This is a genomic window from Pseudomonas sp. R43(2017), assembly GCF_002112345.1.
GTDB lineage: Bacteria > Pseudomonadota > Gammaproteobacteria > Pseudomonadales > Pseudomonadaceae > Aquipseudomonas > Aquipseudomonas kribbensis.
In genome coordinates this window covers 593,210-619,092 of the sequence record NZ_NEHJ01000003.1, presented here as the reverse complement: position 1 = coordinate 619,092, position 25,883 = coordinate 593,210, and the positions used below count along the sequence as shown (strand labels likewise).

Below are 25,883 nucleotides of genomic sequence, written 5' to 3'. Positions count from 1 at the left end.
GAATGTCATATGCCGCTTTATTCACCAATACGTGAAATAAAGCTGACAACTCATCAACAATTGATGAGAAATGACAGATTATTTCCCTTAAAAAGGAATTTCAAATAATTATCCAGTCAGTTAAAAAACGAAAAAATGAATTATTTTCAGCCGTTTGCTGTTTTTTTTATTCCTTATATTTATTTAAGAAACGTTTAATAAAATAAAATCGAATAATCTAATTCACCATAAGGTGAAAAAACACGATCTGTCATTCGAAATGAAAAACGCCCGATGCAAGCATCGGGCGTCTGGACAGACAGGCATGAAATCCACAGAAATCGAGCAACGGTCAGACCGAAAATTTGGCCACCATGTTGTTCAGATCCACCGCCAGCCGCGACAATTCCTGGCTCGCGGCACTGGTCTGATTGGCCCCCGCCGAGGTCTGCATCGCCAGATCGCGGATGTTCATCAGATTGCGGTCAACCTCCCGTGCTACGGCTGCCTGCTCTTCCGAAGCGCTGGCGATCACCAGATTGCGTTCGTTGATCAAGGTGAATGCAGAAGCGATTTCCTCCAGCGCCACGCCCGCAGCTTTCGCCAGCTCCAGTGTCGAGCGCGCACGAACATTACTTTGCTGCATCGAACTGACCGCCGAATCGGTGCCTTGCTGAATGCCGCCGATCATCTGCTCGATTTCCTGGGTCGACTGCTGGGTGCGATGGGCCAGCGCCCTGACCTCGTCGGCCACCACCGCGAAGCCGCGCCCGGCATCACCCGCACGAGCCGCTTCGATCGCCGCGTTCAACGCAAGGAGATTGGTCTGCTCGGCAATCGAACGGATCACCTCCAGCACTTTGCTGATGCTGTAGACCTTCTGCGCCAGATCCTCCACCTGCGTGGCGTTGGCGGTAACGTCATCCGCCAGCAACTCGATGGACGACACAGTCTGCTGCACTTGCTCACGGCCATGCTGGGCGATGCGGTCCGATTCCCGTGATGCCTCGGAGGTCGCCACGGCGTTGCTGGCGACCTCTTCAACGGCGGCGGTCATCTGATTGACCGCCGTGGCAGCCTGCTCGATTTCCAGGCTCTGCTGATGCAACCCGCGCGTGGCATCTTCAGTGACGCAGCTCAGCTCTTCCGAGGCCGAAGCCAATTGACTGGACGATTCCGAAATCTGCCGGATGGTGTCGCGCAGGCTGTGCTGCATGCTCTTGAGCGCATGCAGCAGCCGCGCCGGCTCATCCTTGCCGATGATGCTGATATCACCAGTCAGATCGCCGCCCGCCACCACTTCGGCGACCCCCAGCGATTGTGAGAGCGGCACCACGATGCTGCGGGTCAGCAGCAGCGCCAGGCCAATGGTGATCAGCGCCGTGATGCCGATCATCACCCCGACCCAGACCCGCGAATTGATGAACACCAAACGCGCGGCCTCGGTGGCGAGGTTGGCGTTGTGTTTGTTCAGCTCGACCAGTTCTTTGAGGGTCGCGGCGATGTCGTCGGCCAACGGGTTCATCTGGGTATTGAGAATGCTGGCCGCGTCTTCCACCTTCCCCTGAGCAGACAACGCCATCACTTGAGCCTGCAACTCCAGATACTTGTGCTCCGCGACTTTGAAGCGATCAAACAACGCTCGCTCTTCTGGCAGCACGATCAATATGTCGTAACGTTGCTGGGCTTCGCTCAACACACTGCGCAGCTCATTGAGCTTGGCGACATTCTGGTCCAGGGCCTGCGGATCGCGATTGAGCAACAGACGCATGGTCAGGGCGCGCAGACGCAGCATGTCCTGGCTCATTTCGCCCACCGCCATCACGCTGGGCAGCCAGTTCTTGTCGACCTCGTCGGACTGGGCCCGCATGTTCGACATCTGCAGCAGGGCGAACGCCCCGAGGGCAAACACCATCAGCGCCAACAGACCGAAGCCCAGCCCGGCACGGGGGGCAATATTGAGACTGCGGATACTCATTGCTCTGGTTCCTTCCAAAAGCGCTGCATCAACCCTGCAGCTGGCTGCTTTAGAAGGTATCGGCCCGGCGAAAATTTGCGTAAGACCAAAAGGTGATATCAAAAGGCCTTAATACTTCGAACCCTCGGCATTAACGATTCAGCGACGGTTTTGCCGGACTTGAGCGCTGTTCGCCGCAAGTTCAACGGTAAGTTACCTGAAAACCTTGAAGCAACTCGGCAGACGAAACACCGGCACAAGTATTCCTCGACTCACCGGCATAACCTGACGTCCTGCCGCACGCCGGCAAGAAAGTGGAACGCGCCCCTGCGGGAATGCTCTATACCTGCAAGGTCTTATTTGATCGAATGACTTTTCCTACTGCTTGCGAGGTTCACATGACCGTTACCGTCAATACCGTGTCCGCCGAAGGTTTCCGTCACACCGTACAGATCGATGAGCACGAACTGTTTACCGATGTCCCGACCACAGCTGGCGGCGAAGGCTCCGCGCCTGAACCCCACGATTATTTCGACGCCGCCCTCGGCGCCTGCAAGGCCCTGACCCTGAAGCTGTATGCAAAGAAAAAAGACATCCCGCTCACGGGCGTCGGCGTAGAGGTGAAGCGCGACAACAGCCAGGAACAGAAAGGCAAATACGCCCTGCACGTGACCCTGACACTCAAAGGCGTGCTCACCGATGCCCAGCGTGAAGAACTGCTGCGCGTCGCCGATCGCTGCCCGATTCACAAACTGATGACCACCAGCGAAGTCACCATCGAAACCCACGCCCCGCAAGGCTTCGACAGCCAGTAATCACCACGATGACACCGGCGGGTTATGCTCCACGCATCACCCGCCCAGCTTGGAACGCACCATGGACACCCAACCCCTGATCATCCACCCGCGCGCCGAAGACGTCGAAGGCCAGCCGATCCTGCGCCCGTTGCCGTCAGCCAAATGCCGCAGTGTCGGGCCTTTCGTATTTTTCGATCACATGCTTGAAACGCTTTATCCCGCAGGCAAAGGGATGAACATCCGACAGCATCCGCACATCGGCCTGTCGACCCTGACCTATCTGTTCGAGGGGCAGATCCAGCACAAGGACAGCCTCGGCTCGGATCAGGTGGTCAATGCCGGTGATGTCAGCTGGATGACCGCCGGCACGGCAATCGCTCACGTCGAGCGCACCCCCGAACCGCTTTGGGAACAAAGCTTCAGGATGCACGGGCTGCAGATCTGGCTCGCCTCGCCCAAGGATCACGAACAGGGTCCCGGGCATTACAGCCATCACCCGGCCGCGACACTGCCGGTCAGCGATAACCTCGGCGTGCAGATCCGCATGATTGCCGGGTCAGGCTTTTGCCTGGAATCGCCGGTGCCGGTGCTTTCTCCGACGCTGTATGCCGAACTGAAGATGCAGACTGCAACCACCCTGCTGATCCCCACCGAACATGAGGAGCGAGCGCTCTACGTGTTGAGCGGTGATGTGCAATTGAACGGGGAAACCGTGGAGACCCACGATCTGGTGGTGTTGCCGGCCGGTGTAGAAATGAGTCTGTTCGCCGAGAGCGACAGTCATGCCGTGCTGTTCGGTGGCGCACCACTGGATGGGCCACGGCGGATCAACTGGAATTTCGTCGCGAGCGATCCGGCGGTGATCGATGAGGCCCGGCGCAAATGGGCGGCCGGAGATTGGCCGACGGTGCCGGGGGAAGTTGAGCGGATCGAGTTGCCTAAATCGCGCAGCGAACCGACACCGCTGTAAACGAACACTCCCACGCCAGGCGTGGGAGTGCTTTCAACCGAATCAGCCCTTGAACACTTCTTCCAGCAAGTCATGCATCGACTTGAAAGCGCGCTTGGCGGTCTTCGCGTCGTACATCATCTTTCCCGGAACATTGGCGTGCGGATCGGTGAACGAGTGCACCGCGCCGCCGTAGCTCAGCAACTGCCAGTCCACGCCAGCCGCGTTCATTTCGTCTTCGAATGCCGGCAGTTGCTCTTTCGGCACCAGCGGATCGGAAGCACCGTGCAGCACCAGCACCGAGCCCTTGATGTTCTTCGCGTCCGCCGGGTTCGGCGAATCCAGTGTGCCGTGGAACGACACAGCAGCCTTGACCGCTGCACCGGTACGGGCCAGATCCAGTGCACAGCAACCGCCAAAGCAGAAACCGAACACCGCCAGTTTCGAGGTATCGACTGCGGCTTCGCCCTGCTTCTGCAATTGTTCGAACGCGGCCTGCATACGCTTGCGCAGCAGTGCACGGTCATTCTTCAGCGGCATCATCGCCGCACCCGCCTGATCACCATTCTGCGGACGCACCGCTTGCCCGTACACGTCGGCGATCAGCACCACATAACCCTTGGCCGCCACGGATTTGGCGATTTCTTCCGCGCCAGCGCTGACGCCCATCCAGTTCGGTGCCATCAACAGGCCCGGACGTGCGCCTTTGTGCTCGGCGTCGAACGCCAATCGACCTTCATAAGACTGGCCATCGATCTGATAGACCACGGAACGTACAGTGACTTGGCTCATTTCTGACTCCTGATGGGTTGAATACCAGAATGAAAAAACCCGCCGAAGCGGGTTTTTCTACAGCTTGATCAAGCGGACAGCTCGACCAGCAGCTTGTTCAGACGGCTCACGTATGCGGCCGGGTCTTTCAAGCTGTCGCCAGCCGCCAGGGCGGCTTGGTCGAAGAGGATGTGCGACAGGTCGCCAAAACGCTCTTCGCTGGTCTCGTTGTCGAGTTTCGCGATCAGCGGGTGGCTCGGGTTGAATTCGAAGATCGGCTTCGAATCCGGCACCTTCTGCCCGCTGGCCTCGAGGATCTGACGCATTTGCAGACCCAGGTCCTGCTCGCCGATGGCCAGGATGGCTGGCGAATCGGTCAGGCGATGGGAAACGCGGACTTCGGCAACGGACTCGCCCAGCGCGGTTTTCAGGCGCTCGACCAGACCTTCCTTCGACTTGGCGACTTCTTCTGCGGCCTTCTTGTCCTCTTCCGAGTCCAGATTGCCCAGGTCCAGGTCACCACGCGCGACGTCGACGAAGCTCTTGCCGTCGAATTCGCTCAGGTAGCTCATCAGCCACTCGTCGATGCGGTCGGTCAGCAGCAGCACTTCGATGCCTTTCTTGCGGAAGACTTCCAGGTGCGGGCTGTTCTTGACCTGCGCGTAGGTTTCGCCGGTGAGGTAGTAGATCTTGTCCTGACCTTCCTTGGCGCGGGCCAGGTAGTCGGCCAGACCGACGATCTGCTCGCCGTCACCTTCGGTGGTCGATGCGAAACGCAGCAGACCGGCAATTTTTTCCTTGTTGGCGAAATCTTCTGCCGGACCTTCTTTCATGACCTGACCGAAGTTTTTCCAGAAGCCCTTGTATTGCTCAGGCTCGTTCTTCGCCAGTTTTTCCAGCATATCCAGCACGCGCTTGGTCAGCGCCGACTTCATCGAATCGATGATCGGGTCTTTCTGCAGGATTTCCCGCGACACGTTCAGCGACAGGTCGTTGGAGTCGACCACGCCCTTGATGAAGCGCAGGTACAGCGGCAGGAACGATTCGGCCTGATCCATCACGAACACGCGCTGCACGTACAGCTTCAGGCCTTTCGGCGCTTCACGCTGGTACAGATCGAACGGGGCACGGGCCGGTACGTACAGCAGCGAGCTGTACTCGAGCTTGCCTTCGACCTTGTTGTGGCTCCACGACAGCGGGTTTTCGAAGTCGTGGGCGATGTGTTTGTAGAACTCCTGGTATTCCTCATCCTTCACTTCGGTGCGAGGACGGGTCCACAGGGCGCTGGCGCGGTTGACGGTTTCCCATTCAACTTCAGGTTTCTCTTCGCCTTCGGCAGCGGCCACTTCTTTCGGCAGCTCGATCGGCAGCGCGATGTGGTCGGAGTACTTCTTGATGATGTTGCGCAGACGCCAGCCATCGGCGAACTCGTCTTCACCGGATTTCAGGTGCAGGACGATACGGGTGCCGCGCTCTGGTTTGTCGATGGTGGCGACTTCAAACTCGCCCTCGCCTTTCGACGACCAGTGCACGCCCTCGCTGGCAGCGGAGCCGGCGCGACGGCTGTACACGTCAACCTGATCGGCAACGATGAAAGCGGAATAGAAACCCACGCCGAACTGACCGATCAGGTGCGAATCCTTCTTCTGGTCGCCCGACAGGTTTTTCATGAAGTCGGCGGTGCCGGATTTGGCGATGGTACCCAGGTGGGTGATCACATCGTCGCGGTTCATGCCGATGCCGTTGTCTTCGAGGGTGACGGTCTTGGCGTCCTTGTCGAAGCTCACACGGATTTTCAGTTCAGCGCCACCTTCGAGCAACTCAGGCTTGGCCAGGGCTTCGAAGCGCAACTTGTCGACGGCGTCGGAGGCGTTCGAGATCAATTCGCGAAGGAAGATTTCCTTGTTGGAATACAGCGAATGGATCATGAGGTGCAGCAGTTGCTTCACCTCGGTCTGGAAGCCCAGGGTTTCCTTTTGAGTTTCCACACTCATGGTCATCAAACTCCAATCAGATGGCATTGGCCGCGACCCAGGTGGTCTGCGGCGGGTTGTTCACTGAGTTGGGGGCGGTGTTCAGGATTTCAAGGGCTCGTCGATTTTGAAGTGGGCGCGGGCGGTGGCAATTGGTTCACTTTCGGTGCTTTGCCAGGCCGTGACCGCGACGTTGGCCACCCGCCGTCCCTGACGGCAGACCTGACACCGGGCCCAGGTATCGCGGAACTGCCCGGCCCGCAGGTAATCGAGGGAAAAGTCGATAATCTTCGGCACACCGGGCGCACCGGTGAAAATCAGCAGGTGTAGCGCAGCGGACAGCTCCATGAACCCGGCAATCACCCCGCCGTGGATCGCCGGCAATAAAGGGTTACCGATGTTGTCCTTGTTTGCCGGCAGCTTGAACAGCAGGTCATCACCGACCCGAGCGCACTCGACGCCGATCAGTCCGGCATAGGGGATCAACGCCAGCAGCGGCGCGTAGTCACCCTTCTCGTGGGCTTCTTGCAGTTGCTGCTTGAAATCATCGCTCATGGGTTTTCTCCCTTGATCGCACCACCAAAGCCCTTGGTACCTTTGAGCCCCTTGCCCATGCGCATGAAGGTGCCGACGACGTGGGCAATCGGCTGCTCGGGATCGTCCTGATAGGCGAAGCCCCGGGCGAAGATCACGTCGGTGGTGACCCGGTAGCACTGGGCGAAACCGTAGACGTCTTTGTGCGGTTCGGCGGCGTGCATATAGTCGATGCGTAAATCCAGGGTCGGGCAGACTTCGAATTCCGGCAGCACGCACAAGGTGGCCATGCCGCACGCGGTGTCCATCAGCGACGTGATCGCCCCGCCGTGGACCACGCCGGTCAGCGGGTTGCCAACGATTTGTGCGCTGTACGGCAAGACCACCGTCAGGCCTTCGCTGCTGGCGCTGTGCACTTTCAAACCCAGCACCTGGCAGTGGCGCAAGGCCGAGAGAAAGCGGGTCGCACGCTCAAAAACAGGGTTTTCGGCCATTTGACAATTACTCTTGTTAGTCACTGTTCCCGGTAGTGGAAAGAACAGCAAAAGTTCCATTACAAAACAAACTTATATATCTGTGAGAAATGAGGAACTTAACCCTTTTGGCTGCGCTCTTAAGGCCAGTAGTTATTTTCCATAAGGAGAAACACCCCATGCGTAAGACTTTAGCTATTGCCTTGATGTTGACCGCTTCCCTCGGTCTCGCTGCCTGCGATAAAAAATCCGAGGACAAAGCTCAAGATGCCAACCAACATGCTGAACAAGCTCAGCAGAAAATGAATGAAGCTCAGGATAAAGTGAACGACGCGGCGAAAGAAAACGCCGAAGCCGCCAAAGATCAGGCCGAATCGAACGCTGCAGCGCAAGAAGAAGCTGCCAAGAAGCAATAAGCCGCTTCTCGATGGCAAAAAAGAAAACCCGCCAAGTGCGGGTTTTCTTTTGCCTGTCATTTTCTGGTAATGCCTTGTTAGAGCAATGCAGTTTTAAAAGTCGGACTAATCATCAGCAACAATGAACACACTAAGCCGACCAGCCACACCAGACTGCGCAGCTTGGGAATATCGGCCAGGTAGAACCACAGATAGAGAATCCGTGCGATCACAAAGATGATCGCCAACGTATCGATCAACCATCCCGCCGTTTGCGTGGTATGCGCCATCAGCACACCCACGGCAAACAGGATGAACGCTTCAATGCTGTTCTGATGTGCCGCCAGTGCCCGGGCGCCGTAGCCGGTGAGTTGCGCCTGTTGCTGACGCGGCTGGTGATTGTTGTAACCACCCTGCTCTTTCATGGCCTTGCCCACGGGCATGCGCGCCACGTAAATCAACAACGCACTGATAAACACACACCAGAACGGAATACTCATCAAGCAGCCTCTTTGATCGTTTCGGGCAACGGCGCCTCTGTAGGGGTATAGACCATTACATCGAGCACGTCGGAATGAAACTCGCGGCGATACAACACCAGTACCACACCCGCACTCATCAGCATGAACAGCCACGGGCTGACGAACCACGCCAGCATGCTCATGCCAAAGTAATAGGAGCGCAGACCGAAGTTGAACTGGTTCGCCGCCATCGAAATCACCCGCGCCGCCCGGGAAGCGAACGCCTTGCGCTCCTGCTCGGACACCTGACGCTCACCGATCATCGGCGCCGAGCCCACCAGAACGGCTGCAAAGTTGTACTGGCGCATGCACCAACTGAACGTGAAGAACGCATAGACAAACACCAGCGCCAGGCACAGCAACTTGATCTCCGACATGCCCTGGGAGGCCTGCTGCACCATCGGGATGTCCGCCAGCAACGATACCGCACGCTCCGAAGCACCGAGCACAGTCAGGATGCCGGCCAGGATGATCAGTGTGCTGGAAGCGAAGAACGAGGCGTTGCGCTCGAGGTTGCCGATCACGCTGGCATCGGCGATACGGTTGTCACGCAGCAGCATGCGGCGCATCCAGTCTTCGCGGTACAGGTGCAACACGCTGGCCAGGCACGCCGTGTCACGGGCCTTCCAGGTGGCATAACGGGTGTAACCGCCCCAGCAGATGACGAACCAGAGCGCGGCAAGCAGGTGGATCAGGTTGGCTTGGATGAACGACATGCAAATTCCTGTGTGGAAGATTTCGGCTCCCCTTCGACGTTAGCCGAAAGGAAAAGACACTGCCTGACGCCCATAAAAAATGCCCCGTATCGATTGATACGGGGCATTTCTGTTTAATCGCTCAAGCCCGCTTGTGGCGGGCCGGCAATCTTAGGCCAGGGCTTCGGCGCGCTTGCCCAGCAGGCGGTCACAAACCACGGCGACCACCAGAGTCATCACGCATGGCACCAGCCACGCCAGGCCCTGCTCGCTCAGCGGCAGGTGGGACAGTTGCGATGGCATCCAGTCGGCCAGACCGGCGCCTTTCAGCGCGTCGATCGTGCCGAACACGAACGACACCAGCATCACCGGGCCCATGATGCGGCTCTGCTCATGCCAGAACGCGGCACAGAAGCTCAGGGCCACCAGCACGATGCACGGCGGGTAGATCGCGGTCAGCACCGGGATCGAGAACGCGATCAGCTTGGTCAGGCCCAGGTTCGACACCAGCAGCGAAAAGGCTGCGAGGATAATGACCAGCGTCTTGTAGGACAGCGGCACGATGCGGCTGAAGTATTCGGCGCAGGCACAGGTCAGGCCGACCGCCGTCACCAGACACGCCAGGGAGATCAGCACCGCAAGGAAACCGCTGCCCAGCGAACCGAAGGTATGTTGCACATAAGCATGCAGCACCGCCGCGCCGTTGGTAGCACCTGCGGCCACTTCATGGCTGCCGGAACCCAGGCGGAACAGGCTGACATACACCAGCGCCAGACCGACGCCGGCGATCAGCCCGGCGATGATCGCGTAGCGGGTGATCAGAGCAGGCGACTCGACGCCACGGGAGCGGATCGCGTTGACGATGACGATACCGAACACCAGCGCGCCCAGGGTATCCATGGTCAGGTATCCATTGATGAAACCTTGGGAGAACGGCGCAGCGACGTATTCCGGAGTGGCCACGCCGATATCACCGGCCGGCAGCGCGAATGCAGCGATGCCGAGTACCGCCAGGGCGATGATCTTCAGCGGCGCGAGGAAACGCCCTACGGTATCCAGCAGACGGCCCGGATAGAGCGAGATGAAGAACACCAGCAGGAAATAAACCGAGCTGTAGAGGAACAGCGCCAGCGGGCTTTCGCCGGTCAGCGGCGCCAGACCTACCTCGAACGATACGGTCGCGGTACGCGGCGTGGCGAACAACGGGCCAACCGCCAGATAGCACGCGGCTGCCAGTACGCCACCGGCAATCTTGCCGATCGGCGTGCTCAGCGCATCCATCGCACCGCCGACCTTGGCCAGCGCGACAACGGTGATCACCGGCAGACCGACCGCCGTGATCAGGAAGCCCAGCGCCGCCATCCAGACGTTTGGCCCGGACTGCAAACCGACGATAGGCGGGAAGATGATGTTGCCGGCCCCGACGAACAGGGCGAATGTCATAAAGCCAAGTGCCAGGATGTCCTGACCTTTCAAAACTTTCATTAAGGAAATACCACACTACTGAATCGGAATTTAGAGGGGGATTTCCCTGTGGGGTTAGGGAAATGCTGTCAATCCGTATAAGACTGACCCGTTTAGCGCGTTGCATGCCTTGTGGGCGGCAGACGCAAAAATGGCTGCTAGCCTAACGAATTTGTCTGACAAACGCACTGTTTGAGGGCGAACTATCCGATACGCGACGTGTCTGTGTCGCGTTTTTGCATGTAATTGGGCAGGTGCCTATAAATCGCCATCGTCAAACCGAACATCAGAAACGACAAAGGCCACCCGAAGGTGGCCTTTGTTGCTGGAGCTAAAAAGTCAGCCGAGGCTTACTTCTTCACTTCCCAGCCAGTCAGCTCGGCCAGGGCCTTGCCGATGTCTGCCAGCGAACGCACGGTTTTCACGCCTGCGTCTTGCAGAGCAGCGAATTTCTCGTCTGCAGTGCCTTTGCCGCCGGAGATGATTGCGCCAGCATGGCCCATGCGCTTGCCCGGAGGAGCAGTCACACCAGCGATGTAGGAAACAACCGGCTTGGTCACGTTGGCCTTGATGTAGGCAGCCGCTTCTTCTTCAGCCGAACCGCCGATCTCGCCGATCATTACGATCGCTTCGGTCTTCGGGTCTTCCTGGAACAGCTTCAGGATGTCGATGAAGTTCGAACCCGGGATCGGGTCACCGCCGATGCCGACGCAAGTCGACTGACCGAAACCGGCGTCAGTGGTCTGCTTCACAGCTTCGTAGGTCAGGGTGCCGGAACGGGAAACGATACCGACCTTGCCTGGCAAGTGGATGTGACCTGGCATGATGCCGATCTTGCACTCGCCCGGAGTGATCACGCCTGGGCAGTTAGGGCCGATCAGGGTGACACCCAGCTCGTCGCACTTAACTTTCGCGTCCAGCATGTCCAGGGTAGGAATGCCTTCGGTGATGCAGACGATCAGCTTGATGCCGCCGAATGCTGCTTCCAGGATCGAGTCCTTGCAGAAAGGAGCCGGAACGTAGATCACGCTGGCGGTGGCGCCAGTGGCTTCTACAGCTTCTTTCACGGTGTTGAACACAGGCAGGTTCAGGTGAGTGGTGCCACCCTTGCCTGGAGTCACGCCGCCAACCATTTTGGTGCCGTAGGCAATGGCTTGTTCGGAGTGGAAAGTACCCTGCGCGCCGGTGAAGCCCTGGCAGATTACTTTGGTGTCTTTATTGATCAGGACGCTCATTACTTGCCCTCCGCAGCTTTAACGACTTGTTGAGCAGCGTCGGTCAGGCTGGTAGCAGCGATGATGTTCAAACCGCTTTCTGCCAGTACTTTAGCGCCCAGTTCAGCGTTGTTGCCTTCAAGACGAACAACAACCGGGATTTTCACGCCGACTTCTTTCACTGCACCGATGATGCCTTCGGCAATCATGTCGCAACGAACGATGCCGCCGAAGATGTTAACCAGTACTGCAGCGACATTGCTGTCGGACAGAATGATCTTGAAAGCTTCGGTAACGCGTTCTTTGGTAGCACCACCACCTACGTCGAGGAAGTTGGCTGGCTTGCCGCCGTGCAGGTTGACGATGTCCATGGTACCCATGGCCAGGCCGGCACCGTTCACCATGCAGCCGATGTTGCCTTCCAGCGCTACGTAGTTCAGTTCGAACTTGGCAGCGTGCGCTTCGCGCGGATCGTCCTGGGACGGATCGTGGAAAGTCTTCAGCTTAGGCTGACGGTACATTGCGTTGGCGTCGATGTTGATCTTGGCGTCCAGGCAGTGCAGATCGCCGTCAGCCTTGATCACCAGCGGGTTCACTTCCAGCAGAGCCAGGTCGTGATCCTTGAACAGCTTGGCCAGACCTACGAAGATCTTGGCGAACTGAGCAACCTGCTTGCCTTCCAGACCCAGCTGGAATGCCAGCTCGCGACCCTGGAACGGCTGAGCGCCAACCAGTGGATCGATAGTGGCTTTCAGAATTTTTTCTGGAGTGTCGTGAGCGATTTTCTCGATGTCCACGCCACCTTCGGTGGAAGCCATGAACACGATGCGACGGCTCGAACGGTCAACGACAGCGCCCAGGTACAGCTCTTTAGCGATATCAGTGCACGATTCAACCAGGATCTTGGTGACTGGCTGGCCATTGGCATCAGTCTGGTAAGTCACCAGACGCTTGCCCAGCCACTGCTGTGCGAAGGCTTTGGCGTCTTCTTTGCTGCGAACCAGCTTGACGCCGCCCGCTTTACCGCGACCACCGGCGTGAACCTGGGCTTTGACAACCCACTCGTTGCCGCCGATTTTGTCGCAAGCTTCTGCTGCTGCTTCCGGGGTGTCTACTGCGAAACCAGTGGAAACTGGCAGGCCGTATTCAGCGAACAGCTGCTTACCCTGATACTCGTGAAGATTCATGCTTTTTACCGTCTTCGTTAGGTACTGCGCATTCGGCGCTGCGCTCTTGATGAGTGCCGCGCCACCTGTGACTGCTGCTTGCGTAGCCTTTCCGGATACCCGGTGCAGCTACGCAAGGCTGCGTCCAGCGGACATTCCGCGGTGAGTCTTGCACGCAAGGCTCACGACGGGCCGTACCGCCGTGGTTTCTTATTGTGTCTTAACGCTTCTTGCGGTTGGCAATGTGGATGGCGCCGCCATTCACTGCCAGAGCTGCTTCGTGCAAGGCTTCGGACAGGGTCGGATGGGAGAAAACCATCATGCCCAGGTCTTCAGCGCTGGTGCCGAATTCCATACCGATCGCGCCCTGCTGAACCAGTTCTGCAGCGCTCGGGCCAATCACGTGCACGCCCAATACGCGGTCAGTCTTGGCATCGGCGATGACCTTGACGAAACCACCGGTATCGTTGGCGGCCATGGCACGGCCGGATGCTGCGAACGGGAAGGTGCCGACGTTAACTTCAACGCCTTCAGCTTTCAAGGCCTGCTCGGTTTTACCAACCCATGCGATTTCCGGGTGAGTATAAATAACCGAAGGGATCAGGTCATAGTTCATCTGGGCCTTGTGGCCCTTGATGCGCTCGACAACCATGATGCCCTCTTCCGAGGCTTTGTGAGCCAGCATCATGCCGCGAACCACGTCACCGATGGCGTAGACGCCCGGTACGGTGGTGGCGCAGTGATCGTCAACGTGCACGAAACCGCGCTCGTCCAGGGTCACGCCACTGTCGGCAGCCAGCAGATCGGTGGTCACCGGACGGCGACCAACGGCTACGATCAGCTTGTCGAAAGTGATGGTCTGTTCGCCGTTGGCATCGGTGTAGTTCACAACGACTTCGTCGCCGTTCACTTTCGAACCGGTAACGCGAGCGCCCAGTTTGATGTCCAGACCCTGTTTGGTCAGGGTTTTCAGCGCTTCCTTGGAAACAGCGGTGTCCGCTGCCATCAGGAAGGTGTCCAGGGCTTCCAGGACAGTCACTTCTGCACCCAGACGCGACCATACCGAACCCAGTTCCAGACCGATCACGCCAGCGCCGATCACGCCCAGACGCTTAGGTACGGATTGGAATTCCAGGGCGCCAGTCGAATCGACGATGACTTTCTGATCAACCGGAGCTGGCGGAATGTCGATCGGACGCGAACCTGGAGCCAGGATGACGTTTTCAGCTTCGATGACTTCAACCGAGCCGTCCGGCTTGGTGACTTCGACTTTCTTGCCGGCCAGCAGTTTGCCGTGGCCCTGGATCGAAGTAACGCCGTTGGCCTTGAACAGGGTGGCAACGCCGCCGGTCAGGTTCTTGACGATGCCGGCCTTGCGGCCAACCATCGCAGCGACGTCCATTTTGACTTCGCCGGTCGAGATACCGTGAACGTTGAAGCTTTCTTTGGCTTCCTTGTATTTCCAGGAGCTGTCCAGCAGCGCCTTGGACGGAATGCAGCCTACGTTCAGGCAGGTGCCGCCCAGGGCTTGCTTGCCTTCAGCATCGGTGTACTTCTCGATGCAGGCAGTGCTCAGACCGAGTTGCGCGGCCTTGATGGCAGCTACGTAGCCGCCAGGGCCGGCACCGATCACTACTACGTCAAATTTCTGCGACATTCAAAAAATCCTCTTTAGCGAAAAGCTTCAAGCCGCAAGCTGCAAGCCAGACTGCCGATTCCGGCAGCCTGAAACCTGCAGCTCATGGCTGCTTCTATCAGATATCCAGCAACAGACGAGCCGGATCTTCCAGCAGGTTCTTGATGGTCACCAGGAAAGTCACAGCTTCTTTGCCATCGATCAGACGGTGATCGTAGGACAGTGCCAGGTACATCATCGGACGGATAACGACCTGACCGTTGATGGCCATCGGACGCTGGATGATGTTGTGCATGCCCAGAATCGCTGCCTGCGGCGGGTTGACGATCGGGGTCGACATCATCGAACCGAAGGTACCACCGTTGGTGATGGTGAAGGTACCGCCGGTCATCTCGTCCATCGACAGTTTGCCGTCACGGGCCTTCTTGCCGAAGGTGGCGATGCCGCCTTCGATTTCAGCCAGGCTCATGTGTTCGGCGTTACGCAGAACCGGAACTACCAGGCCACGGTCGCTGGAAACAGCAACGCCGATGTCGGCATAACCGTGATAAACGATGTCGTTGCCGTCGATCGAAGCGTTGACCGCCGGGAAGCGTTTCAGCGCTTCGGTGGCAGCTTTCACGAAGAACGACATGAAGCCCAGGCGTACGCCGTTGTGGGACTTCTCGAACAGGTCCTTGTACTTCGAACGCAGCGCCATGACTTCGGTCATGTCGACTTCGTTGAAAGTGGTCAGCATCGCCATGTTCGACTGGGCTTCAACCAGACGCTTGGCAACGGTGGCACGAACGCGGGTCATCGGAACGCGCTTCTCGATGCGGTCGCCAGCGGCGAACACAGGAGCGGTAGCGGCCGGAGCAGCGGCTTTCGGCGCAGCAGCCGGAGCGGATTTCTTCGCTTCAACAGCGGCAACCACGTCTTCCTTGGTCACACGGCCGTCTTTGCCGGTGCCTTTTACGGAAGCCAGGTTGATGCCGTTTTCTTCGGCCAGCTTGCGAGCGGCCGGAGCAGCGATCGCATCTTCGTCAGCGCCGGCAGCAGCCGGGGCAGCGGCAGCAGCGGCCGGAGCAGCAGCGGCAGCCGGAGCAGCGGCAGCAGCGCCGCCTTCAACGATGGAGCCCAGGACTTCGTCGGACAGGACGGTGTCACCCTCGCCCTTGACGATTGCGCCCAGCACGCCGTCGGCGGTGGCCAGCACTTCCAGAACGACTTTGTCGGTTTCGATGTCGACGATCAGTTCGTCACGCTTGACGGCGTCGCCCGGTTGTTTGTGCCAGGTGGCAACGGTGCCATCGGCAACCGATTCCGGGAAAGTGGGGGCTTTGATCTCGATAGCCATTGTCTGTGGTTCCTTAAATTCGGTTTCAGGTGCGCGAAGGCGTTAAACGGTAAACGCGTCTTGCAGCAGTTTTTCCTGCTGCTCGGCGTGCATCGATGCGTAACCACATGCAGGTGCAGCAGAAGCCTCACGGCCCGCGTACTCAAGTACGAGAGATTTGTTGAGGTTGCTGATGCTGCGACGCAGGTGGTGCTGGCTGCAGTACCAGGCGCCCTGGTTCATCGGCTCTTCCTGGCACCAGACAGCCGCTTTGGCGTTGGTGTAAGGAGCCAGGACTTCTTTCAAGTCGTCCTCAGGGAATGGGTACAGCTGCTCGATACGCACGATGGCGATATCTTCGCGGCCTTCGGCACGGCGTTTTTCCAGCAGGTCGTAGTAGACCTTGCCGCTGCACAGAACCACGCGCTCGACCTTTTTCGGGTCCAGTGCATCGATTTCCGGGATAACGGTCTGGAACGAACCTTCGGCCAGATCTTCCAGCGTCGAGATTGCCAGTTTGTGACGCAGCAGCGACTTCGGAGTCAGGACTACCAGCGGCTTGCGCAGCGGGCGGATCACCTGACGACGCAGCAAGTGGTAGATCTGCGCCGGAGTCGTCGGCATGCACACCTGAATGTTGTGCTCGGCGCACAGCTGCAGGTAACGCTCAAGACGTGCCGAGCTGTGCTCAGGGCCCTGGCCTTCGTAGCCGTGCGGCAGCAGCATGGTCAGACCGCAGAGACGGCCCCACTTGTGCTCGCCGCTGGTGATGAACTGGTCGATAACAACCTGTGCACCGTTGGCGAAGTCGCCGAACTGGGCTTCCCAGATCACCAGCGCGTTTGGCGTGGTGGTCGAGTAACCGTATTCGAACGCCAGTACCGCTTCTTCCGACAGGAACGAGTCGTACAGGTCGAAGCGTGGCTGACCTTCGTACAGGTGTTTCAGCGGAATGTAGGTGCCGGCATCTTTCTGGTTGTGCAGAACAGCGTGACGGTGCGAGAACGTACCGCGGCCGATGTCCTGACCGGTCATGCGGATCGGGTGACCTTCGAACGCCAGGGTCGCGTACGCCATGGTTTCGGCGTAACCCCAGTTGATCGGCAGGCCGCCGGCTTGCATCTTCTGACGGTCTTCGTAGATCTTCGCGACCTGACGCTGAACCACGAAGCCTTCCGGAATTTCCAGCAGCTTGGCGGACAGTTCCTGCAGGGTCTTCAGATCGAAGCGAGTGTCGTGACGCGCAGTCCAGGCGTGGCCCAGATACGGACGCCAATCCACGAACAGCTCTTTGTTCGGCTCTTTGACCAGCGATTTCACTACGTGCAGACCGTTGTCCAGCGCGTTGCGGTATTCGTCGACTTTCGCCTGAACACGCTCTGCGTCCAGCACACCGCCCTGGGTCAGACGATCAGCGTACAGCTCACGGGTGGTGCGCTGCTTGGTGATCTGCTGATACATCAGAGGCTGGGTGCCGCTTGGCTCGTCGGCCTCGTTGTGGCCGCGACGGCGGTAGCAGACCAGGTCGATCACCACGTCACGCTTGAACTGCATGCGGTAGTCGATGGCCAACTGGGTCACGAACAGTACGGCTTCCGGATCATCGCCATTCACATGGAGGATCGGTGCCTGGATCATCTTCGCAACGTCGGTGGCGTACTCGGTGGAACGCGAGTCCAGCGGGTTGCTGATGGTGAAACCAACCTGGTTGTTGATCACGATGTGCACGGTACCGCCGGTCTTGAAACCGCGGGTCTGCGACATCTGGAAGGTTTCCATCACCACGCCCTGACCTGCGAATGCAGCGTCACCGTGGATGGAGATCGGCAGTACTTTCTCGCCGGTCGCGTCGTTGCGACGGTCCTGACGGGCACGCACCGAACCTTCAACCACCGGGGAAACGATTTCCAGGTGAGACGGGTTGAACGCCATGGCCAGGTGAACTTCACCGCCGGCGGTCATCACGTTGGACGAGAAGCCCTGGTGGTATTTAACGTCACCGGAACCCAGCTCGACCTTCTTCTTGCCTTCGAACTCGTCGAACAGCTCGCGCGGGTTCTTGCCGAAGGTGTTGACCAGAACGTTCAGACGGCCACGGTGGGCCATGCCGATGACGACTTCCTTGGTGCCGTACGAGCCGGAACGCTGGATCAGTTCGTCGAGCATCGGAATCAGGCTTTCGCCGCCTTCCAGACCGAAACGCTTGGTGCCCGGGTATTTGGTGCCCAGGTATTTTTCCAGGCCTTCACCGGCCGTCACGCGCTCAAGCAGGTGGCTCTTGATGTCGGCGGAGTATTCCGGACGGCCACGTACGCTTTCCAGACGCTGCTGGAACCACTGGCGCTGCTCGGAATCGGTGATGTGCGTAAATTCAGCGCCGATGGTGCGGCAATATGTCTGCTGCAACGCTTCGTGAATTTCGCGTAGGCTCGCTTCCTCTTTGCCGATGAACAGGTCGCCGGCACGGAAGGTCGTATCAAGATCGGCATTGGTCAAGCCGTAATGATTGATCGACAGGTCTGCAGGTGCAGGACGCTGCCACAGCCCCAGCGGGTCAAGCTGGGCTGCCTGGTGGCCACGCATACGGTAGGCCTGGATCAATCGCAGCACTTCAACTTGCTTCTTCTCGTGCTCACTGCTCACGCTGCCGGCGGAAACCGGTTGGGCGCGGCGCTGGTTCTTCGCCAGCAGCACGAAATGATCGCGAATTGTGGAGTGCGAAACATCGGTGGCAGAGCCGCCGTCGGCGGGCAGCTTCTGAAAGTAGGTGCGCCACTCTTCTGGCACAGCGTTAGGGTCGTGCAGGTAGAGCTCATAAAGCTCTTCCACATAGGCAGCGTTTCCACCTGAAAGGTAGGCGCTGTTCCACATGCGCTGCATCACGCTTTCTTGCATGCTTGGTCACCCTCGGTTAGGGGAACACCATCGGTGTCGACACCGAGCAAACTTGCAGAAGTCCGAATGCAGCGACCAAAACAAGCCACTTAGGATCACACTGATAGTCCGGGTACCAGCCCGGATGCCCCTGCTTGTCTCATTTCTTCAAAATAAGAGCCGCAGCTTATGGCTGTTGCTCTGGTTATAGCCAGGGCGCGGGTTGAAGCCCGCGCCTTGACCTGTACGGTGCAGCGATGCCGCTTTTTACAGCGGCAGTTACAGCTTCTGAATCACACGCCGCTCGAAAGCAGCATGTTACGGATGTGACCGATGGCCTTAGTCGGGTTCAGGCCTTTCGGACATACGTTGACGCAGTTCATGATGCCCCGGCAGCGGAAAACGCTGAACGGGTCATCGAGGGACGCCAGACGCTCGGACGTCTTGGTGTCACGGCTGTCTGCCAGGAAGCGGTACGCTTGCAGCAGAGCAGCTGGACCCAGGAATTTGTCCGGGTTCCACCAGAAGGACGGGCAAGAGGTCGAGCAGCAGGCGCACAGGATGCACTCGTACAGACCGTCGAGCTTTTCACGCTCTTCAGGGGACTGCAGACGCTCGATGGCCGGAGCCGGCGTGTCGTTCTGCAGGAATGGCTTAACCTTCTCGTATTGCTTGTAGAAGATGCTCATATCGACGACCAGGTCACGGATAACCGGCAAACCTGGCAGAGGACGGATGACCAACTTGTTACCTTTGACGACAGCGGACAGCGGCGTGATGCACGCCAGGCCGTTCTTGCCGTTGATGTTCATGCCGTCGGAGCCGCAAACACCTTCACGGCAGGAGCGACGATAGGAGAAACCTTCGTCCTGCTCTTTGATCAGGGCCAGCACGTCCAGCACCATCAGGTCCTTACCACCGGTATCGACCTGGAATTCCTGCATGAACGGCGCAGCGTCCTGATCAGGGTTGTAACGATAAACACTGACTTTCAACATGGCGGTCACCCTTAATAAGTCCGGACTTTTGGTTCGAAAGTCGGAACAGTCTTCGGCGAGAAGTTCACGGCACGCTTGGCGACACGTTTCTCACCCGGGAAGTACAGGGTGTGGCACAGCCAGTTTTCGTCGTCACGGTCTTCGAAGTCTTCACGGGCGTGAGCGCCGCGGGACTCTTTACGTACTTCGGCAGCAATGGCGGTAGCTTCAGCCACTTCCAGCAGGTTTTGCAGTTCCAGCGCTTCGATACGTGCAGTGTTGAACGCCTGCGACTTATCGTTGATCTTCACGTTGGCGATGCGCTTGCGCAGATCGGCCAGCTGGGCAATACCCTTCTGCATGTATTCGCCGGTACGGAATACACCGAAGTAGTTCTGCATGCAGCTTTGCAGCTCGCGACGCAGGGTAGCGACGTCTTCGCCGTCGGTACGGTTGTTCAGCGCGCTCAGACGTGCCAGGGCAGCCTCAATGTTGGCTTCGGTGGCGTCATCGTATTCGATGCCGTCAGTCAGAGCTTTTTCGAGGTGCAGGCCGGCGGCGCGACCGAAGACCACCAGGTCGAGCAACGAGTTGCCGCCCAGACGGTTGGCGCCGTGAACCGATACGCAAGCCACTTCACCTACGGCGAACAGACCAGGAATGATCTGGTCCACGCCTTCGGCGTTCTGGGTGATCGCCTGGCCGTGAATGTTGGTGGCAACGCCGCCCATCATGTAGTGGCAGGTCGGAACAACCGGAACCGGAGCAACCACCGGGTCAACGTGTGCGAAAGTCTTCGACAGTTCGCAGATGCCTGGCAGACGGCTGTGCAGCACTTCCTCGCCCAGGTGGTCGAGTTTGAGCATTACGTGGTCGCCATTCGGACCGCAACCGTTGCCGGCGATGATTTCTTTAACCATCGAGCGGGCAACCACGTCACGACCAGCCAGGTCTTTGGCGTTCGGAGCATAACGCTCCATGAAACGCTCGCCGTGCTTGTTGATCAGGTAACCACCTTCACCACGGCAACCTTCGGTAACCAGTACACCGGCGCCGGCGATGCCGGTCGGGTGGAACTGCCACATTTCAATGTCTTGTACCGGCACGCCAGCACGCAGAGCCATACCGACGCCGTCACCAGTGTTGATCAGGGCGTTGGTGGTGGACGCATAGATACGGCCTGCACCGCCGGTCGCCAGTACGGTGGCCTTGGCGCGGATGTAGGTGGTTTCACCGGTTTCGATGCAGATTGCGATCACACCGACGAAGTCGCCTGCGTCGTTCTTGACCAGATCGACAGCGTAGTACTCGTTCAGGAACGTGGTACCGGCTTTCAGGTTGCCCTGATAAAGGGTGTGCAGCAGCGCGTGACCGGTACGGTCGGAAGCGGCGCAGGTACGGGCAGCCTGCCCGCCTTTACCGTAATCCTTCGACTGACCGCCGAACGGACGCTGGTAGATACGGCCGGTTTCGGTACGCGAGAACGGCAGACCCATGTGGTCCAGCTCGAAAACGGCAGCCGGGCCTTCCTGACACATGTATTCGATAGCGTCCTGGTCACCGATGTAGTCGGAACCCTTGACGGTATCGTACATGTGCCAGCGCCAGTCATCGTTCGGGTCAGCGGACGCGATGGCGCAGGTGATGCCGCCCTGGGCGGATACAGTGTGCGAACGGGTCGGGAAGACCTTGGTGATCACGGCAGTCTTGTGACCGCCCTGTGCCAGCTGCAGCGCAGCGCGCATGCCGGCACCGCCGCCACCAATGATGATGGCGTCGAAAGAAATCGTTGGAATGTTAGCCATGAATCAGATACCCCAGAGAATCTGCACACCCCAGACGAAGTAAGCGAACATCGCGACGCCGCATACTGCCTGGAAAAGGAAACGTACTGCAGTCGCGGACTTGCCCAGCGCCATCGGCGTCAGGTAGTCGGTCGCGATGGTCCACATGCCGACCCAGGCGTGAGCGCCCAGGGCAACCAGTGCCAGCAGACTGAAGATACGCATTCCGTTGTGGGCGAACAGGCCATGCCATTGTTCATAACCGATGCCCGGGTGAGCGGCGAGGTAGCCGATCAGGAAAATGAAATAAGCCGCGAGAACGACCGCAGACACGCGCTGTGCCATCCAGTCATAGAGGCCCGAACGCGAAAGGTTTGTAACGCTGGTTACCATATCCAAACTCCTGCCAGAACGATCAGCACCACGGAAACGGCGATGATCAGTTTCGAGCCCAGGCGGCCGCCTTCCAGCGTCTCACCGATGCCCATGTCCATGATCAAGTGGCGCACACCGGCAACCAGGTGATACAGCAGAGCGGACAGGAGGCCCCATGCTACGAACTTGGCCAGCGGGCTGGTCAAGCATGCCTTCACCTCGACATAACCTTCCTCGGAACCCAGGGATTTGCCCAATGCATAAAGCATGATGCCGAGGCCCAGGAAGAGGATGATGCCGGAAACACGGTGAAGAAACGACGTAACGCCGGTGATGGGGAGTTTGATGGTCCTTAGGTCTAGGTTTACAGGTCGTTGGCTTTTCACGGCTTTTTTTTCACACTGAAGAGCCCCTAACAATCAGGGCAAAGTTGTTGGGGAGTGCACTGGTCAGGTAACCACCACCCAGGGATGCGACCCCCAATGAAAGCAAGCCCAAAAGCCCTTGGCGGTCGGTCGCCGAGTATAGACAGTTAGGCTACTAATGACAACGCAATCGCCTACCCCCAATAGCTGATTGCACAAGTTGTATAAAAGGCGTAAATGGCAGGCAATTTCGAGGAAAAAGTGCGGTTAAAGCCTTCTGGAGCAAGACTTTAGGCAAATTGACATTCGAATTTATCTCACTATAGTGGTGCGGGCCCTGCGTGGGGGGTCTGTCTGATGATTTCAAGCATAAATAGGAGGCCACATGGCTGACAAAAAAGCGCAGTTGATCATCGAGGGCGCAGCCCCCGTCGAGCTGCCCATTTTAACCGGCACCGTTGGTCCCGATGTAATCGATGTTCGGGGCCTGACGGCCACGGGCCGCTTCACTTTCGACCCCGGTTTCATGTCGACCGCTTCCTGCGAATCGAAGATCACCTATATCGACGGCGACAACGGCATTCTGTTGCACCGCGGCTACCCGATCGAACAGCTGGCTGAAAAGTCGGACTACCTGGAAACCTGCTACCTGCTGCTGAACGGCGAACTGCCGACTGCAGAGCAAAAGGCCCAGTTCGTCGGCACCGTGAAGAACCACACCATGGTTCACGAGCAGCTGAAAACCTTCTTCAACGGCTTCCGCCGTGACGCCCACCCGATGGCTGTCATGTGTGGTGTAGTCGGCGCCCTCTCGGCCTTCTACCACGACTCCCTCGACATCAATAACCCGCAGCATCGCGAAATCTCCGCGATCCGTCTGGTTGCCAAGATGCCGACCCTGGCCGCGATGGTTTACAAGTACTCCATGGGCCAACCCATGATGTACCCGCGCAACGACCTGTCGTACGCGGAAAACTTCCTGCACATGATGTTCAACACCCCGTGCGAGATCAAACCGATCAGCCCGGTACTCGCCAAGGCCATGGACCGGATCTTCATCCTCCACGCCGACCACGAGCAGAACGCTTCGACCTCCACCGTGCGTCTGGCGGGCTCCTCGGGTGCCAACCCGTTCGCCTGTATCGCCGCCGGTATCGCCGCACTGTGGGGCCCTGCCCACGGCGGTGCGAACGAAGCCGTGCTGACCATGCTCGATGAAATCGGCGATGTCTCGAACATCGACAAGTTCATCGCCAAGGCCAAGGACAAGAACGATCCGTTCAAGCTGATGGGCTTCGGTCACCGTGTCTACAAGAACCGCGACCCACGTGCGACCGTGATGAAGCAGACCTGCGACGAAGTGTTGAAGGAACTGGGCATCCAGAACGATCCGCAACTCGAACTGGCCATGCGCCTGGAAGAGATCGCCCTGACCGACCCGTACTTCATCGAGCGCTCGCTGTACCCGAACGTCGACTTCTACTCGGGGATCATCCTCAAGGCGATCGGCATTCCGACCAGCATGTTCACCGTGATCTTCGCCTTGGCACGTACTGTCGGCTGGATCTCGCACTGGAAGGAAATGCTCTCCAGCCCGTACAAGATTGGCCGTCCGCGCCAGCTGTACACTGGTTATGAGTCGCGGGATATCACCAAGCTGGAAGACCGCAAATAAGACCTGTCTTGCGATAACGTCTTAAGTTGTAACGGGAACGGCCTCCATGTGAATGGGGGCCGTTTTTGTTTGTTTCATCTCAGCGGCCTTTGGGCCGACTGTTTTTTGTTGATTGGGTACATATCCGTTTCTTCGGGTGCTGCCGCTGGCGGTTTCGCTCTTACAGCGAGTCCCTTTTTCAAACGCCAAAAAGGAACCAAAAGGCTTTGCCCCGGCGTACGGCACTTCGCTTAGGCTCAGTGTTCCCTCGCTACGGTGTCCATCAGGGGGCATCGCCTACGGTTTGCTTCGCTGCACCTCCTCTCGATGTATGCGGCTTCGCCGCACGGCGCTGCGCGCCTACCCCCTGATGAACACCTCCGCTCGGCCTGCCGAAGGGGCAAAAAAATCAAAAGCCAGAGCCAGAGCAAAGGCCAGATCAAGAGCTCCTCCTCCCCACTCAACACGATGAGCGTTAGCTCAAGTACCGCTTTTGATCTTCGGGCGACGTCGGAAGGCTGAGTGGAGGGATTTATCCGGGGGTGGGAGCGCAGCGACCGTTTGGCGAAGCCAAACACATCGAGAGGAGGTGCAGCGAAGCAAACCGTAGGCGATGCCCCCCGGATGAATCCCGGAGCGAAGGAACCCCGAGCCTCAGCGAGCGGGCCGAACGTAGGAGCAAGCGTTTTTGGTTACTTTTTAGGCGTTTGTTGTACGGACTGGAGACATCGTTTACTCATGTACGGAGACATGGTTTACACATTATGGACCATAGTCAGGCTGATTGAAGTCGATGGTTCGCAGCAGGTGATGACAGAAATAGACGTCGAACAAAACGGTGCTTTCTGGATGAGGCCGTATCGCAATGAGTTGTCCAGCCAAGCCCTTGGCGATGCTGAAATAGCGTTTTCGGAAGCGAAATCGACTGTGATAAGCCTTGGCCAATACATCATCCGGACCGTATTCAAACTCCGGTATTGTCTGCGGAAAACTCCATGGGCTCGCTCTGAATCGATTCATAGGAACCTGATAATCCAAGGCTTGATGGGGTCGTTGATGGTTATAGACTTGCCGCCATTGATCAAATGCCAGTTGAACCTCGGCAAGGCTTCGAAAATGGCGACCATTCAACACTTCGGCCTTGAGTGATCGATGGAAACGTTCGATTTTTCCATTGGTTTGAGGGTGATAAGGTCGGCTAAAACTTATCCTGATACCTAATCGAATCAGCCAAATACTTAGCTCGGTAATTTCACCTGGATTGCGCGGTGAACCCCATGGTGGGCCATTGTCGACGTTGATTCGGGCAGGCATTCCGTAGCGCAAGAAAACTTCAGTCATCTTCTCCTGTACCGTTATCCCACGCTCATTGGCGCACGCTTGAATTGCCAGGCTGAAGCGTGAGTGGTCATCCAACAAGGTCAGGGGGTGGCATCGGCCCTGCTGCGTCGAAAAATGCCCTTTGAAATCCATCTGCCAAAGATCATTAGGTGCATCGTGCTCAAAGCGCCGGAGTGGTACATATGGTTCTTTATCGGATGGCAGGATCAGTCCGTGGCGGTGCAAAACATTGGTGACGGTGCTGGGGGCAATGCGTTTTTTCAACATGGTACTGATCGTTCGACCTCCCCATGCTGGTTGATCCTTTCGAAGCTTCAGAACTTCAGCTTCCAAGGCCGGTGGAGTCAACTGAGGGCTAGTGAGCGGACGACGGGATTTCTCCTGCAACCCATCCACTCCCTGCATTTCATAGCGTTTTAGCCACTTATATGCCGTCGGAGCGCTGATGCCAAAACGTCGGCACAACTCCCTAATGTTGCTACCCGGCTGCTGGGCCAGTGCAACAAACTCTTCTTTCAAGCTCATGGCGTCTCTCGTGTTCCAAGGCATGACGGCTTTCCGGCAAAGTTGGCTCGCCGGAAAGTGTTAACCATGTCTCCGCACACGTGTAAACGATGTCCCCGGTCCGTACAAGGCGTTTGTAAAAAGTGACCCGCCGTAAGGGCGGAACC

Annotated in this window: 22 protein-coding genes; 4 read left to right on the top strand and 18 right to left on the bottom strand. The window is 58.0% G+C overall.

Annotated features, from left to right (window positions below; genetic code table 11):
- Positions 1–331: 331 nt before the first annotated feature.
- Positions 332–1,957: a methyl-accepting chemotaxis protein gene (locus CAG02_RS11335; protein ID WP_085710562.1), complete on the bottom strand. Its 1,626-nt coding sequence runs from the start codon at positions 1,955–1,957 to the stop codon at positions 332–334.
- A gap of 377 nt (positions 1,958–2,334) precedes the next feature.
- Between CAG02_RS11335 and CAG02_RS11330 the strand changes: the two genes are divergently transcribed.
- Entirely contained in the window at positions 2,335–2,751 is a 417-nt protein-coding gene (locus tag CAG02_RS11330) for an OsmC family protein (RefSeq protein ID WP_065260454.1), read from the top strand.
- Between the two features lie 61 nt (positions 2,752–2,812).
- A complete protein-coding gene (locus CAG02_RS11325; protein WP_085710561.1) occupies positions 2,813–3,703 on the top strand; it encodes a pirin family protein in 891 nt (296 codons plus the stop codon).
- A 42-nt stretch (positions 3,704–3,745) separates the two neighbouring features.
- Here CAG02_RS11325 and CAG02_RS11320 read toward each other — a convergent pair whose 3' ends face one another.
- The 4 genes from CAG02_RS11320 to CAG02_RS11305 all read right to left on the bottom strand — a co-directional run bounded on the left by CAG02_RS11320 (position 3,746) and on the right by CAG02_RS11305 (position 7,454).
- Entirely contained in the window at positions 3,746–4,474 is a 729-nt protein-coding gene (locus tag CAG02_RS11320; protein WP_085710559.1) for a dienelactone hydrolase family protein, read from the bottom strand.
- A gap of 68 nt (positions 4,475–4,542) precedes the next feature.
- Positions 4,543–6,447 carry a molecular chaperone HtpG gene (gene htpG / locus CAG02_RS11315; protein ID WP_085710674.1) on the bottom strand — a complete coding sequence of 635 codons (1,905 nt, stop codon included), beginning with the start codon at positions 6,445–6,447 and terminating at the stop codon, positions 4,543–4,545.
- An 81-nt stretch (positions 6,448–6,528) separates the two neighbouring features.
- Positions 6,529–6,981 (bottom strand): PaaI family thioesterase, encoded by a 453-nt coding sequence (locus CAG02_RS11310; protein WP_085710558.1) that lies wholly within the window; start codon positions 6,979–6,981, stop codon positions 6,529–6,531.
- Positions 6,978–7,454 carry a PaaI family thioesterase gene (locus tag CAG02_RS11305; protein WP_085710556.1) on the bottom strand — a complete coding sequence of 159 codons (477 nt, stop codon included), beginning with the start codon at positions 7,452–7,454 and terminating at the stop codon, positions 6,978–6,980. Before CAG02_RS11305 ends, CAG02_RS11310 begins: the two co-directional genes overlap by 4 nt.
- A gap of 158 nt (positions 7,455–7,612) precedes the next feature.
- On the opposite strand from CAG02_RS11305, the gene CAG02_RS11300 reads away from it, so the two are divergent.
- Positions 7,613–7,849 carry a hypothetical protein gene (locus tag CAG02_RS11300; protein WP_011333123.1) on the top strand — a complete coding sequence of 79 codons (237 nt, stop codon included), beginning with the start codon at positions 7,613–7,615 and terminating at the stop codon, positions 7,847–7,849.
- A 77-nt stretch (positions 7,850–7,926) separates the two neighbouring features.
- Here the strand turns inward: CAG02_RS11300 and CAG02_RS11295 are convergent, their stop codons facing one another.
- The 12 genes from CAG02_RS11295 to sdhC form a co-directional block, all read right to left on the bottom strand.
- Positions 7,927–8,328: an MAPEG family protein gene (locus CAG02_RS11295; protein WP_085710555.1), complete on the bottom strand. Its 402-nt coding sequence runs from the start codon at positions 8,326–8,328 to the stop codon at positions 7,927–7,929.
- Positions 8,328–9,065: a DUF599 domain-containing protein gene (locus CAG02_RS11290; protein ID WP_085710553.1), complete on the bottom strand. Its 738-nt coding sequence runs from the start codon at positions 9,063–9,065 to the stop codon at positions 8,328–8,330. Before CAG02_RS11290 ends, CAG02_RS11295 begins: the two co-directional genes overlap by 1 nt.
- 150 nt (positions 9,066–9,215) lie before the next feature.
- Positions 9,216–10,529, bottom strand: a complete 1,314-nt coding sequence (gene brnQ / locus CAG02_RS11285) for a branched-chain amino acid transport system II carrier protein (RefSeq protein ID WP_085710552.1) — start codon at positions 10,527–10,529, stop codon at positions 9,216–9,218.
- A 329-nt stretch (positions 10,530–10,858) separates the two neighbouring features.
- Positions 10,859–11,743: a succinate--CoA ligase subunit alpha gene (gene sucD / locus CAG02_RS11280; RefSeq protein WP_011333119.1), complete on the bottom strand. Its 885-nt coding sequence runs from the start codon at positions 11,741–11,743 to the stop codon at positions 10,859–10,861.
- Positions 11,743–12,909 (bottom strand): ADP-forming succinate--CoA ligase subunit beta, encoded by a 1,167-nt coding sequence (sucC, locus tag CAG02_RS11275; RefSeq protein WP_007959029.1) that lies wholly within the window; start codon positions 12,907–12,909, stop codon positions 11,743–11,745. Before sucC ends, sucD begins: the two co-directional genes overlap by 1 nt.
- Before the next feature lie 199 nt (positions 12,910–13,108).
- The gene (gene lpdA / locus CAG02_RS11270) at positions 13,109–14,545 is read right to left on the bottom strand and encodes a dihydrolipoyl dehydrogenase (protein ID WP_011333117.1); all 1,437 of its coding nucleotides are present in this window, start codon (positions 14,543–14,545) and stop codon (positions 13,109–13,111) included.
- Positions 14,546–14,642: 97 nt separating this feature from the next.
- Positions 14,643–15,863: a 2-oxoglutarate dehydrogenase complex dihydrolipoyllysine-residue succinyltransferase gene (gene odhB / locus CAG02_RS11265; protein ID WP_085710550.1), complete on the bottom strand. Its 1,221-nt coding sequence runs from the start codon at positions 15,861–15,863 to the stop codon at positions 14,643–14,645.
- 42 nt (positions 15,864–15,905) lie between these two features.
- On the bottom strand, positions 15,906–18,737 hold the full coding sequence (locus tag CAG02_RS11260) for a 2-oxoglutarate dehydrogenase E1 component (RefSeq protein WP_085710549.1): 2,832 nt from the start codon (positions 18,735–18,737) through the stop codon (positions 15,906–15,908).
- A 272-nt stretch (positions 18,738–19,009) separates the two neighbouring features.
- Positions 19,010–19,714 (bottom strand): succinate dehydrogenase iron-sulfur subunit, encoded by a 705-nt coding sequence (locus tag CAG02_RS11255; RefSeq protein ID WP_065260469.1) that lies wholly within the window; start codon positions 19,712–19,714, stop codon positions 19,010–19,012.
- 11 nt (positions 19,715–19,725) lie between these two features.
- On the bottom strand, positions 19,726–21,498 hold the full coding sequence (gene sdhA / locus CAG02_RS11250) for a succinate dehydrogenase flavoprotein subunit (RefSeq protein ID WP_085710547.1): 1,773 nt from the start codon (positions 21,496–21,498) through the stop codon (positions 19,726–19,728).
- Between the two features lie 3 nt (positions 21,499–21,501).
- Positions 21,502–21,870, bottom strand: a complete 369-nt coding sequence (gene sdhD, locus CAG02_RS11245; protein WP_085710546.1) for a succinate dehydrogenase, hydrophobic membrane anchor protein — start codon at positions 21,868–21,870, stop codon at positions 21,502–21,504.
- Positions 21,864–22,238, bottom strand: coding sequence for a succinate dehydrogenase, cytochrome b556 subunit (gene sdhC, locus CAG02_RS11240; protein WP_011333113.1), 375 nt, complete (start codon positions 22,236–22,238; stop codon positions 21,864–21,866). The genes sdhD and sdhC overlap by 7 nt, the downstream gene beginning before the upstream one ends.
- Positions 22,239–22,602: 364 nt before the next feature.
- On the opposite strand from sdhC, the gene gltA reads away from it, so the two are divergent.
- Positions 22,603–23,892, top strand: a complete 1,290-nt coding sequence (gltA, locus tag CAG02_RS11235; RefSeq protein ID WP_007959044.1) for a citrate synthase — start codon at positions 22,603–22,605, stop codon at positions 23,890–23,892.
- A gap of 741 nt (positions 23,893–24,633) precedes the next feature.
- Here gltA and CAG02_RS11230 read toward each other — a convergent pair.
- A complete protein-coding gene (locus CAG02_RS11230; RefSeq protein ID WP_085710544.1) occupies positions 24,634–25,761 on the bottom strand; it encodes an IS481 family transposase in 1,128 nt (375 codons plus the stop codon).
- Positions 25,762–25,883 lie beyond the last annotated feature (122 nt).